This is a genomic window from Gemmobacter caeruleus, from assembly GCF_008271655.1.
Lineage (GTDB): Bacteria > Pseudomonadota > Alphaproteobacteria > Rhodobacterales > Rhodobacteraceae > Gemmobacter > Gemmobacter caeruleus.
In genome coordinates this window covers 269993-282697 of sequence record NZ_VKKX01000044.1, presented here as the reverse complement: position 1 = coordinate 282697, position 12705 = coordinate 269993, and the positions used below count along the sequence as shown (strand labels likewise).

The following is a 12705-nucleotide window of genomic DNA, read 5'->3' as shown; positions in this document are numbered from 1 at the left end:
CGACGGCAGGGCAATCGCGGGAGGCAGTCCGATGGCGAAAGTGGCGTTTCTTGGCTTGGGGGTGATGGGCTATCCCATGGCTGGGCATCTGGCGGCCAAGGGGCATGAGGTGACGGTCTATAACCGCAATGCCGCGAAATCCGCCGCCTGGGTCGCCGAACATGGCGGCCGCGCCGCGCCCAACCCGCGCGAGGCCGCGGCGGGGGCAGAGTTCATTATGGCCTGTGTCGGCAATGATGATGACCTGCGCGCGGTCTGCCTGGGCGCGGAGGGCGCCTTTGCCGGCATGGCGGCGGGAGCGGTCTTTGTCGATCACACCACGGTTTCGGCGCAGGTGACGCGGGAATTGTCGGCGGTGGCGGCCGGGCAGGGCAAGGGCTTTGTCGATGCGCCGGTCTCGGGCGGGCAGGCGGGGGCGCAGAACGGTGTCCTGTCGGTTATGTGCGGCGGTGCGCAGGCCGAATATGACCGGGCCGAGCCGGTGATCGCCGCCTATGCCCGCATCTGCCGCCGTCTGGGCGACAGTGGCGCCGGGCAGATCGCCAAGATGATGAACCAGATCTGCATCGCCGGGCTGGTGCAGGGCCTGGCCGAGGCGCTGGCCTTCGGTGAAAAGGCCGGGCTTGACGGCGCGGCAGTGGTCGAGGTGATCAGCCAGGGCGCCGCCGGAAGCTGGCAGATGGCGAACCGCCACAAGACCATGCTGGCGGGCGAATTCGATTTCGGCTTCGCGGTGGACTGGATGCGCAAGGATCTGAAGATCTGCCTGGAAACCGCCGACCAGATCGGCGCCAGCCTGCCGGTAACCGCGCTGGTCGATCAGTTCTACAAGGATGTGCAGCGCATGGGCGGCGGGCGGAACGACACATCGTCATTGATCCGCCGATTGACCTAAACCCAAGGGATAGAACAGGATTTCCGCCTTTACCTTCGCGGGTTCCCGGCGCAATCTGCACCTGTGGTCTGGAAGGGGCGAAATCGTGAAAGCGTGGCGTGGAATCTGGTTCAGCCTGGTCGGGCTGGCCCTTGCCCTGGCGGGGCTGGCGGTGGCGCTGGTCAAGCTGGCGGGTGTCGGGCTCCACCCCGAGGCGCCGGGCGCCCATCTCGTCGCGCCGGCGGTGGTGATCCTGGCCGCGCTCAGCGTGGTGATGGTTCTGCTGCTGCTCTGGCATGGCCGGGCGCAGCGGCGGCGTCACCATCTGCGCAATGCCTTTGAGGTGATGCTGGCCCTGGTGCTGGCGGCAGCCGCGATCTGGGGCTGGGACCGGCTGCACCCGCAGAGCGCGGATCTGACGCTGGCCTTTGACGGGCACGAATACCAGATCCCGCGCGCCTATCATCCGATCGCCTATCCTGAACGCGGGCTCATTCTGGGCCTTTGCGCCGCCACGCTGGAGCCGGAATATGCCGCCCGCCGCTGCGCGGGCTTTGCCGAGATGCGGTTCAACCGACTGGCATTGCTGGACGATCCGACGCTGGCGGGTTGTGTGGTGAAATCGGGCGGGGTGATCCGCGACGGCGATCTGGTCGATGCCGGGCCCCGGGCCGAACCGATCGGCACGCTGACCCTGCGCTATATCTGCGATGGCGCGGATGAGGCGCTTTATCTGCAAAAGGACGAGGGCGGCAAGGTTGTCGCCTATACCCGGCTGTCGGGCAATGGCGTGGTGCAGCACGGGCTGCGGCTGGGCGGGCTGACGCTGCATTTCCCCGCGCAGGAAGGGGCCGATCCGCCGACCGAGGCAAAGCGCTGGCTCTCGCTGCTGGAAAGCTGGCGCTGCCCCGAAAGCGGTTGCCCGGCCAGCCCGCCGCTGGATCTGGCCGGGCTGCTGGTCAGGGAATGATGCGGGTATATTTGGTGCCCGACAGCGTGGCGCCGGCAATCAGGCCGGACTGACCGAAGACCAGCGCGATCACCGGGTCCAGTTCCGTCGTGTCCTTGCCGATGCTGGCACCCTGTTCGGGCGTGGCATATTTCAGATCCGCCCCCGCGGCCCAGCCGGGCGAACGGCGGAAATCCTGCAAGGCGGATTCGGTCATGAAGAACAGCGCATGGGCATATTGCTGCGCCCCGATCTGAAACCCGACCGAGGCCTTGGCGGCGGCATAGTAATCCACCGTCACGTCATGCACCCGCAGCGCGCCGCGCCCGAAGGCGCCGCCGATGCCAAAGCCCGCCTCGGTCACCAGCGGCATATACAGCACGCCAAGCGCCTTGCCCGCCAGATCGCGGGTGCCGGGATAACGGCTGAACAGGTAATTGCGCGTCTCATCGACCCGCGCGTCGATCATCGCGCCGCCATTGCCGCCGACGCCATTGCCGCAGGCCGCCAGCGTCACCGCCGCCCCGGCCGACCCGATCAGGTTCCGTCTGGAAATCATTTCTGCCTCACGCCTCTGGTTTGGGGGTCTTTCTGGCCCCTTTCCCCAGATATGACATGATTTCAACGCCGTGTCACCGCCAAGCCGGGCAACTCGGCGATCAGCCGCGCAAAAGCCGGGCGGCCTCGGGGGCGAAATAGGTCAGAATTCCGTCGCAGCCCGCACGTTTGAAGGCGAGCAGGCTTTCCATCATCGCGGCCTCGCCCTGGATCCAGCCGCGTTCGGCCGCACCACGGATCATCGCATATTCGCCTGACACCTGATAGGCATAGGTCGGCACGCCAAAGGCATCCTTCACCCGGCGGCAGATATCGAGATAGGGCATGCCCGGCTTGACCATGACCATATCCGCCCCCTCGCGCAGGTCGCGTTCGATCAGGCGCAGCGCCTCGTCGCTGTTGCCGGGGTTCATCTGATAGGTCTTCTTGTCGCCCTTCAGCGCGCCCGAGGCGCCTACGGCATCGCGGAACGGTCCATAGAAGGCGCTGGCATATTTGGCCGAATAGCTGAGGATCGCCACATCCTTGTGCCCGGCCGCCTCCAGCGCGGAGCGCATCGCGCCGATCCGGCCATCCATCATGTCCGAGGGGCCAAGGATATCGGCGCCGCAATCGGCCTGAACCAGCGCCATCCGCACCAGCGCCTCAACGGTTTCATCATTGAGGATGATGCCATCGCGCACCAGCCCGTCATGGCCGTTGGAATTATAGGGATCGAGCGCGATATCCGTCATCACGGCGATTTCGGGCACCGCCGCCTTGATCGCGCGGATGCAGCGATTGGTCAGGTTGTCGGGGTTCCAGGCCTCCTCGCAGCCGGGGGTCTTGACCGAAGGGTCGGTATAGGGAAACAGGCAGATCGCCGGAATGCCCAGCCCCGCCGCCATCTCGGCCGCCTGCACCGCGCGGTCGATCGACAGGCGATGGACCCCCGGCATGGAATGGATCGGCTCCTCCACCCCCGCGCCGTCGCGGATGAAGATCGGCCAGATCAGGTCATTCGCGGTCAGCACATGTTCCTGCGTCAGCCGGCGCAGGCTGTCGCTCTTGCGGACACGGCGAAAGCGGGCGGCGGGATAGCTGGCTTGGATCGGGCGCATGGAAGTCGTCCTTGGTCGGGCCTCGGGCTGGCAATGGCGCAACGCTGCGCGGCCTTCTGCGCGGCATGCGGAAATTTCTGTCTGCCTGCCATGGATAAACGCGCATCGCAAGGTTAGGAATGTCGCGGTGGCCCCGGTGGGGGCGTCGCTGCCGGGGCCTGCGCGTGAACGTCACTGACATCATTTTCGAGCTGATCGACCTGCGCTCTTTCTCGAATCTGTGGTTCTGGATCATGCTTGCGGTGCAATGGTGGATGGCGAGCCACTGGATCCTGGGCGTGCCCTTCGACATGATCCTGCGGGCGCGCAAGCATGGCGGCCCTGCGCAGGACGCGCTGGAGGATCTGACCCGCGTCCATGTGAACCGGCTCTTGCACATCATCCATGTCTCGGGCGGCTGGATCATCGCGTTTGCGGCCTTTGTCCTCAGCGGGCTGGCCGTGACCGGATTCTGGTATGGGGCCGAATTCTCGCAGGCGGTGTTCTGCCTGCTGTTCCCGCTTTCGGTCTGTCTGCTGCTGTCGGTGCAGGCCGCGCATCGCATCGCGGATGGCGAACACAAGGGCGAGGCGTTGCAGGCCCGGCTGATCAAGCTGCGGCTGGCGGTGCAGGCAGTCGGCATGGTGTCGATGTTGCTGACCGCGGTCTGGGGCATGTATCAGAACCTGAACATCAGCGTGCTGAACTGACGGGCCCGAACGGACTGGCCCGAACGGAAAGGATCACCATGGCAGAGGCGGCAAAGATCGTCCTTGGCGGCGCGCCCGAGGGGTTTGACGCAAGGTTGCTTGCGCGGGAACTGGGGCGCGGGCAGGCGGTGATCCATGTCGCCCGCGATGACAAGCGGATGGAGGCGATGCGCGCGGCACTGGCCTTCTTTGCCCCCGATGCGCTGGTGCTGGATTTCCCGGCCTGGGATTGCCTGCCCTATGACCGCGTCTCGCCCAACCCCGAGATCTCGGCCCGGCGGATGGCCACGCTGGCGGCGCTGGCGCATGGGGTGCCGGGGCCGTTCATCCTGCTGACCACGCTGAACGCGGTGACGCAGCGCCTGCCGGCGCATGAGGTGGTGCGTGGCGCCTCGTTCAGCGCGCGGGTGGGCGAAAGGGTCGATGAATTCGCGCTCAAGACCTTTCTGGTGCGGATGGGCTTTGCGCAGGTGGCGACCGTCACCGATCCCGGCGATTTCGCGGTGCGCGGCGGCATCGTCGATATCTATCCGCCGGGCGAGGGCGGGCCGGTGCGGCTGGATCTCTTTGGCGACACGCTGGACGGGCTGCGCCGCTTTGATCCCGAAACGCAGCGCACCACCGAAAAGCTGACCACGATCGACCTTGCCCCCATGTCCGAGATCGTGATGGACGAGGCGGCGATCACCCGCTTTCGCCAGACCTACCGGATCGAATTCGGCGCGACGAATGATGACCCGCTCTATGAGGCGGTCAGCGCCGGGCGCAAGCATCAGGGGATGGAACACTGGCTGCCCTGGTTCCATGCCCGGATGGAGACGCTGTTCGACTATCTGCCACAGGCCAGCGTCATGCTGGACGATCAGGTGACGCCCGCGCGCCTCGCCCGGTGGGAGGGCATCGCCGACCAGTATGAGGCGCGGCGCGAACAGATGGGGGTCAAGGGCCGGATGGATACGGTCTACAAACCCTGTCCGCCCGAGGCGCTTTATCTGGACGATGCCGGATTCGAGGCCGCGATTGCAGGGCATCGGGTGATCCAGCTTTCGCCGCTGCCGCAATCGCCCGGGCCGGGATCGCTGGATGCCCAAGGGCGTGCCGGCCGCAGTTTCGCGCCCGAACGCCAACAGGAATCCATCAGCCTTTTCGGGGCCTTGTCTGCGCATGTGAAAGCGTTGCGCGAAGATCGGCAGGTGGTGATCGCCAGTTGGTCCGACGGCGCGCGCGACCGGCTGAAGGGCCTGCTGGAAGATCACGACCTGCCCGGCGCGCGACTGATCCGCGATGCCCGCGACATCCCCGAGGGCAAGGGCGGGCTGTTCCTCGCGGTCTGGGCGCTAGAGGAAGGTTTTACCGCGCCGGGCCTTGCGGTGATTTCCGAACAGGATGTGCTGGGCGACCGGCTGATCGGCAAGAGCCGGCGCAAGCGCAAGGCCGAGAATTTCCTGCAAGATCTCGGCACGCTCAGCCCCGGCGATCTGGTGGTGCATGTCGAACATGGCGTCGGGCGCTTCATGGGGCTGGAAACCCTGCGCGTGCCAGAACCGCCGCGCAACCGCCCCGGCCCGCCGCATGAATATGTGCATCTGGTCTATGCCGAGGAGGCGAAGCTTTACCTTCCGGTTGAAAACATTGAACTTCTCAGCCGCTATGGCCATGACGAAGGTCTGCTGGACCGGCTGGGCGGCGGCGCCTGGCAGGCCAAGAAGGCCAAGCTCAAGGAACGCATCCGCGAGATCGCCGACCGTCTGATGCGCATCGCCGCCGAACGCCATCTGCGCCACGCCCCCATTCTGGAGGCCCCGCATTCGGCCTGGGAGGCGTTCTCTGCCCGGTTTCCCTGGCAGGAAACCGACGATCAGTTGAACGCGATTTCCGATGTGATCAGCGATCTGGAGGCCGGGCGCCCGATGGACCGGCTGGTGGTGGGCGATGTGGGCTTTGGCAAGACCGAGGTCGCGATGCGCGCGGCCTTTGTCGCGGCCATGGCCGGGATGCAGGTCGCGGTGATCTGCCCGACCACGCTTCTGGCGCGCCAGCACTATCGCAGCTTTGCCGAGCGGTTTCGCGGATTTCCCATGGAAGTCAGGCCCTTGTCGCGCTTTGTTTCCGCGAAGGACGCCGCCGATACCCGCAAGGGGCTGGAGGAAGGCCGGGTCGATATCTGCATCGGCACCCATGCGCTGCTGGCCAAGGGCGTGAAATTCCAGAACCTTGGCCTTCTGATCATCGACGAGGAGCAGCATTTCGGCGTGGGCCACAAGGAGCGGCTCAAGGAAATGCGGGCCGAGGTGCATGTGCTGACCCTGACCGCGACGCCGATCCCGCGGACGCTGCAGCTCAGCCTGACCGGGGTGCGTGACCTGTCGATCATCGCCACGCCGCCGGTCGATCGTCTGGCGATCCGCACCTATGTGAGCGAGTTTGACACGGTGACCATCCGAGAGGCGCTGCTGCGCGAACGCTATCGCGGCGGCCAGAGCTTTTTCGTGGTGCCGCGCGTGGCCGACCTGCCGGAGATCGAGGATTTCCTGAAAACCCAGGTGCCGGAACTGCGCTATGTCATCGCGCATGGCCAGCTGGCGGCGGGCGATCTCGACGAGCGGATGAACGAATTTTACGATGGCAAGTATGACGTGCTGCTGGCCACCACCATCGTGGAAAGCGGGCTGGACATCCCGACCGCCAACACGATGATCGTGCATCGCGCCGACATGTTCGGGCTGGGCCAGCTTTACCAGATCCGTGGCCGGGTGGGCCGGTCCAAGACCCGCGCCTATTGCTATCTGACCACCAAACCCCGCGCGCCGCTGACGCCGCAGGCGCAAAAGCGGCTCAAGCTGCTGGCCAGTCTCGACAGTCTGGGCGCGGGTTTCAATCTGGCAAGCCATGACCTCGACCTGCGCGGCGCCGGCAATCTGCTGGGCGAGGAACAGTCGGGCCATATCAAGGAAGTGGGCTACGAACTGTATCAGCAGATGCTGGAGGAGACGATTTCCAAGATCAAATCCGGCGAGATCAGCGGCCTTGCGCCGGTGGACGATGCCTGGGCGCCGCAGATCAATCTGGGCGTGCCGGTGCTGATCCCCGAGGAATTCGTGCCCGATCTGGATATCCGTCTGGGCCTTTATCGCCGCCTGTCGCATCTGACGACCAAGGTGGAGCTGGAGGGTTTCGCCGCAGAGCTGATCGACCGTTTCGGCGCCCTGCCGAAAGAGGTGAACACCCTGCTGCTGGTGGTGCGGATCAAGGCCATGTGCAAGCGCGCCGGCATCTCGCGGCTGGATGCGGGGCCGCGCGGCGTGACGGTGCAGTTCCACAATGACAAATTCGCCAATCCCGCCGGCTTGGTGGAATATCTCCAGGCGCAAAAGGGCGCGGCCAAGGTGCAGGGCAACAAGATCGTGCTGGCGGTCGATTGGCCCAATGAAGGCGACCGCATCAAGGGCGCCTTCGGCGTGGCGCGCGATCTGGCGGAAAAGGTCGTCCGGCCCAAGGGCTAGGGCGGTCATGCAAAGGCCCGGGCGATGCGCAAGCGCCGCCCGGGCCTGTCTGATCGTCAGGGATCAGAAGAAGTCGATGTCGTTTTCCAGCTTGAGCAGCGTGGTGTTCAGCACGGTCAGCGTATTCTCGCCAAAGGTGAAGACCACGGCGCGGCCGACCTGTTCGGCATGGGCCAGGGCCTCGGCCGCAGTGGAGGCGCCGCCCAGACCTTCGGTGAAGAAGATCGTGTCCACGTTGTCGCGGAAGTCGCGGATGACATCGGTGCCAAAGCTGCTGGCAAAGAAGAAGCTGTCCGCCCCCGAGCCGCCCGCGAGGGTGTCATCGCCGACGCCGCCATAGAGCGAGTCAAGCCCGTCACCGCCCAGCAGCGAGTCATTGCCGCTTTCACCCATCAGGGTATCGTTGCCGATATTGCCCTTCACGGTGTCATTGTCACCACCGCCAGCCAGCAGGTCATTGCCATAGCCGCCGTCGATGCTGTCATTGCCGGCATCGCCGTCAACCGAGTCATTGCCGCGATCCGCGCGCAGCGTGTCATCGCCGGCGCCGCCCGAGATCTGATCCTGATCGTTGCCGCCATAGACAAGGTCATTGCCGGCGCCGCCATAGACGATGTCGTCGCCATAGCTGCCATATGCCAGGTCGTTGTCGTCGCCCAGGGCCACCCAGTCGGCACCCGTGCCGCCATAGGCCTTGTCATTGCCCGCGCCGCCATAGATGCGGTCATCGTCATAATTGCCGACAAGCTTGTCGTCGCCATCGTCGCCCGACAGGTAATCGGCGCCGGTGCCACCGACGATCGTATCGGCGCCGTCACCCCCATAGACCGTGTCGTCGCCGGCCTTGCCCTGCACCGAGTCATTGCCGCCCAGCGACTGAACCCAGTCATTGCCGGTGCCCACGTCGATCTTGTCGGCGCTTTCCAGCGCGGTCACATGATCGTCGCCCACGCCGGTCATCAGGGTGCGGATGGTCCAGTTATCCAGCACGCCGCCGGTGATGAAGTCATTCTGATCGGCGGCGACGAAAGAGGGCATGACGCCGGGAAGCAGCGACTGGCCGGGCGTCTTGGCCACATCCATCTCGCGCGAGACCGAGGTGATGTCGCTCAGCCCGGCCATGAAGGCATTATAGGCCGCGGCATCGGCAAAGCTCGGCAGGGGGTCGCCATCCAGCACCACGAAGTGACGGGTGTTGGGCTCGCCGGTATTGATCATCAGCACGAGCGAGGCATTGCCATCGCCCCATTTGTATTCGGCGATCTGCGCCTGGGTATTCAGGTTCACCCGCGTGCCGTTCACCGTGACGGAATGCAGCGCCGTGCCGTAGGTCGGCGTCACCGTGATGGGCGAAAAGGTGCTGCTGGACGGGGCGGTGGTGTAATAACGAAACGAAAAGATGTCGGTCGTGGTCATGACGACATTGGAGGCGGCAACGGCCGATGCACTGGAACCAGAATATGTAACTTGAACACTCGACAGGATATGCGTGGTCATTTCTGTCCCTTTCCAAAAGCATACTGCTCTGACGGCGATGTAAGCCGGTGGAATGTGTCGAAATGCGGATAGTTTCGCGGAATTCTGGCGACGCGGCGGGCGTCTGCGCAGAATATTTCAACCGGAGGGTCAAAAATGGCCCCTGGCGCGCCCCTCAATCGCGGCGCGGCAGGGTCCACATCAGCAGGCTGCCGGCCAGCGTCAGCAACCCGATTCCAAAGGCCAGCGGCACGGGCGTCCCGTCAAAGGCCAGGCCCAGCGGCGCCGCGATGCCCACGGCCAGCACCGTGGCGATCGCCCCGCTGACCGAGGCGGCCATGCCGGCAATATGGCCCAGCGGCTCCAGCGCCAGCGCGTTCAGGTTGCCCAGCGTCAGCCCGGCCATCATGAAGACGGTCACCGTCCAGAAGATATAGACCGGAAAGACCAGCCCCGCCGGCAGCAGATCCCCGACCCAGAGCAGGCCGAAACCAAAGGCCAGCACCACCTGCACCCGCAGCGTGGCGGAGATCAGCGCGCGCATGCCCAGACGCACCACGAGGGCGGCGTTGATCATGCTGGCCGAACTCGACAGAAGCGCGATCAGCGCGAACCAGAAGGGAAAGCTGTCGGCCCGGCCAAAGGTCGTGTCAAACAGTTGCTGGGTCGAAGAGATGGTGCCGAACAGGCAGCCAAAGCACAGGGTCTGCACCGCGATGGCGGTGACGACGACACGGTGCGACAGCACCTCGCGCAAGGCGCCCAGCAGCGGCGCCACCGCCAGTGGCCGGCGCGCGGCGGGGGGCAGCGTCTCGGGCTGGCGCAGGGCAAGCCAGGTCATTGCCAGCGTGATGAACAGGATGAAGGCGATGAAGATGCCGCGCCAGCCGAAATCGGCGATGATGATGCTGCCCGCCAGCGGCGCGATGGCCGGAACCAGCGTGAAGATCATCATGGCAAAGCTGACCACGCGGGCCATCTCGCGCCCCTTGTAGAGATCGCGCACAAGGGCGAGCGACACGATGCGCGGCCCGGCGGCGCCGATCCCTTGCAGCACCCGTGCCGCCAGCACGGTTTCCAGCGTGCTGGCCTGCGTGGCGGCAAAGGCCGCCGCGACATAGATCGCCGCCCCGGCCAGAATGATCGCACGCCGCCCGAAACTGTCGGAAAGCGGGCCGGCAAACAGCGTGCCCAGCCCCATGCCCAGCACAAAGCTGGTGACGATCAGTTGCGCCCGGTTGGCATCGCCCGGTGTCAGTTCCTGCGCGATCTGCGGCAGGGCGGGCAGCATGGCGTCGATGGAAAAGGCGATGGTGGCAAACAGCATCGCGACCAGGGCGATGAATTCGCCCATGGGCAGGCGTCTGGCCTCGGTCATGCCTTGCCGGCCCCGGCCAGTTCCTCGATCACCTGTCCCCAAAGCTCGGGCGGCTGCGCCCCCGAAATCGCGTGGGTATCGGCCACGATGAAGGTCGGCACCGCCGAGATGCCGCGTTCGCGGGCATGGGCCTCGCGCGTGCGGATCAAGTCGCTGTCGGCATCGCTGTAGATCAGGCGGCTGATCATCTTGCGGTCCAGCCCGGTTTCGGCGGCCAGATCGCACAGCACCTCCGGGTCGCCGATATCGCGCCCCTCGCGCCAATAGGCGCGGAACAGCGCGGAAACCATCGGCGTCTGCCGCCCCTCCAGCCCGGCCCAATGGATCAGCCGATGGGCGTCGAACGTGTTGGGCGCGGTGCGGATCGCCTCGAAATTGAATTCCAGCCCGGCCGCCCGGCCCAGTTCCGCCAGCCGCAGATGCGCGGCCACCGTGCGTTCCTGGGTGCCAAAGATCGACAGCAGATACTTGCCGCGATCCACCCCCTGTCGGGGCATGTTCGGCGCCAGCTGGAACGGATGCCATTCGATCAGGAACGGGTGTTCGGGGTGACGTTCCAGCGCGCGGTCCAGCTGGGTCTTGCCCAGATAGCACCAGGGGCAGACGGGATCGGAAAAGATGTCGAGACGGATCATGTCGGGGTCCAGAGCGGCGGAAGGGCGCGGCGGTTCAGCTTGCCATTGGCGGTGCGGGGCAGCGCGGCAATCTGGTGCCAGATACGCGGTTGCTTGTAACGGGCAAGGCGGGCGGCTGCAAAGTCGGAAAGTCTCTCGATCTGCACAGGTTCACCCTCTGACTGTGCGACGATGAAGGCGCAAATCACCGTGACCCCGGGTTTCACCGCCACTTCGGCCACCGCGATTTCCGCCACGCCGGGCAGGCCGGCCAGCGCGGCCTCCACCTCTTGCGGGGCGACGCGATAGCCGCCGGGGTTCATCAGGTCATTGGCGCGCCCCTGATAGCGCAGCGCGCCTTCCGGGGTCTCCTGCACCAGATCGCCGGTCAGGAACCAGCCGTCGCGCAGCCGGGCTGCGGTGGCGGCCGGGTCGTCCAGATAGCCCAGCATCAAGCCCGGATCGTCATGCGCGATGGCCAGCTCGCCCGGGCTGCCCGGCGGCACCGGCCCTTCGGCGCCCAGAATGGCGATGCGCCGCCCGGGTTGCGGAAAGCCGATGCAGCCCTCGGGCGCCGGCCGGTCCGGGCTGCCCGAGATGAAGGTCGAACATTCCGACATGCCAAGCGCCTCATGCAGGTCGGTGCCGGTGGCGGCGGTCCAGGCCGCGCGCAGGTCGGGCGTCAGGCTTTCGCCCGCCGACAGGCCATGGCGCAGCCGGGGCAGCGCTGGCAGGGCCGCGCGCAGCATCTGGCGGATCACCCCCGGCGCGGCGGCCAGGATCGTCGCGTCAAACCGTTTCAGCAGCAGCGGCAATTGCGCGGGCGTGATCCCCGCGCCGGGGATCAGCGCGGTCGCGCCCAGCGTCCAGGGGTCCATCAGCCCGGTGCCCAGCGTATAGGTCCAGTTGAAGGCCCCGGCATGCAGCAGCCGGTCGGTTTCGGTCAGCCCTTCCCAACCCTGATGCATCATGGCGCGGGCCAGGATCACGCGATGCGCATGAACCACGGCCTGCGGCTGGCCCGTGGTGCCCGATGTCAGCACGATATAGGCCGGGCGCTCGGCCGTGCCGCGGTGCCAGTCGCAGGGCGGCAGACGCTCGGCCAGGGCGAGATCGGCGGCGGGGAGCACCGGGGCAGGGTGATCGGGCAGGGCAATGCCGGGGGCGCCCACGATCAGCGCGGGCGCCAGCCGCGCCGCCAGCGCGGTGATCTCGGGCCCGGTCAGTTGCGACGAGGTCGGCACCGGCACCAGACCGGCGGCGATGGCCCCCAGAAAGGCCACCGGAAATTCCGGCTGATTGCCCAGCCGCAGCAGCACCCGGTCGCCCGGCACCAGACCGCGCGCCAACATCAGGCTGCCACAGCCCCGCACCGCCGCGATCAGCCGCCCATAGCTCCAGCGTTCGGCGCCCGAAAGGCGCAGGATCTGCATGGCGATCCGGTCGGGGCTGTCCGCGCCCCGTGCCAGCACATGCGCGGCAAGGTTGAAATCGGCGGAGGCGGGGGGCGGGGGGGCAATCGGCATCGGATCCAACATGGGCAGCGGCGGGCCGCGATGCGCGC

10 protein-coding genes are annotated in these 12705 nt (G+C 66.2%); 4 read left to right on the top strand and 6 right to left on the bottom strand.

Translation table 11 applies throughout. The features are described from left to right. Positions 1–31 precede the first annotated feature (31 nt). Complete coding sequence (locus FOA17_RS14665; RefSeq protein WP_149142247.1) at positions 32–895, top strand: NAD(P)-dependent oxidoreductase; 864 nt, start codon at positions 32–34, stop codon at positions 893–895. A gap of 85 nt (positions 896–980) precedes the next feature. Further along, positions 981–1844, top strand: a complete 864-nt coding sequence (locus FOA17_RS14660; RefSeq protein WP_149142246.1) for a hypothetical protein — start codon at positions 981–983, stop codon at positions 1842–1844. On the opposite strand, the gene FOA17_RS14655 is transcribed toward FOA17_RS14660, so the two are convergent. Together FOA17_RS14655 and hemB are read right to left on the bottom strand one after the other, a co-directional pair. Beyond that, positions 1834–2382 carry a lipid-binding SYLF domain-containing protein gene (locus FOA17_RS14655; RefSeq protein ID WP_149142245.1) on the bottom strand — a complete coding sequence of 183 codons (549 nt, stop codon included), beginning with the start codon at positions 2380–2382 and terminating at the stop codon, positions 1834–1836. The genes FOA17_RS14660 and FOA17_RS14655 overlap by 11 nt on opposite strands. A gap of 100 nt (positions 2383–2482) precedes the next feature. Next, positions 2483–3481, bottom strand: coding sequence for a porphobilinogen synthase (gene hemB / locus FOA17_RS14650; protein ID WP_149142244.1), 999 nt, complete (start codon positions 3479–3481; stop codon positions 2483–2485). 164 nt (positions 3482–3645) lie between these two features. Here hemB and FOA17_RS14645 point away from each other — a divergent pair, with 164 nt between their 5' ends. Both FOA17_RS14645 and mfd read left to right on the top strand, forming a co-directional pair. Continuing rightward, entirely contained in the window at positions 3646–4170 is a 525-nt protein-coding gene (locus FOA17_RS14645) for a component of SufBCD complex (RefSeq protein WP_149142243.1), read from the top strand. A gap of 38 nt (positions 4171–4208) precedes the next feature. Then, positions 4209–7673, top strand: a complete 3465-nt coding sequence (mfd, locus tag FOA17_RS14640; protein ID WP_149142242.1) for a transcription-repair coupling factor — start codon at positions 4209–4211, stop codon at positions 7671–7673. 63 nt (positions 7674–7736) lie between these two features. Here mfd and FOA17_RS14635 read toward each other — a convergent pair whose 3' ends face one another. The 4 genes from FOA17_RS14635 to FOA17_RS14620 all read right to left on the bottom strand — a co-directional run bounded on the left by FOA17_RS14635 (position 7737) and on the right by FOA17_RS14620 (position 12667). Then, on the bottom strand, positions 7737–9089 hold the full coding sequence (locus FOA17_RS14635; RefSeq protein ID WP_162528273.1) for a calcium-binding protein: 1353 nt from the start codon (positions 9087–9089) through the stop codon (positions 7737–7739). 235 nt (positions 9090–9324) lie between these two features. After that, positions 9325–10527 (bottom strand): MFS transporter, encoded by a 1203-nt coding sequence (locus tag FOA17_RS14630; protein WP_149142240.1) that lies wholly within the window; start codon positions 10525–10527, stop codon positions 9325–9327. Beyond that, positions 10524–11162, bottom strand: a complete 639-nt coding sequence (locus FOA17_RS14625) for a DsbA family oxidoreductase (protein WP_149142239.1) — start codon at positions 11160–11162, stop codon at positions 10524–10526. The genes FOA17_RS14630 and FOA17_RS14625 overlap by 4 nt, the downstream gene beginning before the upstream one ends. Next, on the bottom strand, positions 11159–12667 hold the full coding sequence (locus FOA17_RS14620) for a class I adenylate-forming enzyme family protein (protein WP_238991831.1): 1509 nt from the start codon (positions 12665–12667) through the stop codon (positions 11159–11161). The genes FOA17_RS14625 and FOA17_RS14620 overlap by 4 nt, the downstream gene beginning before the upstream one ends. Positions 12668–12705: the final 38 nt, after the last annotated feature.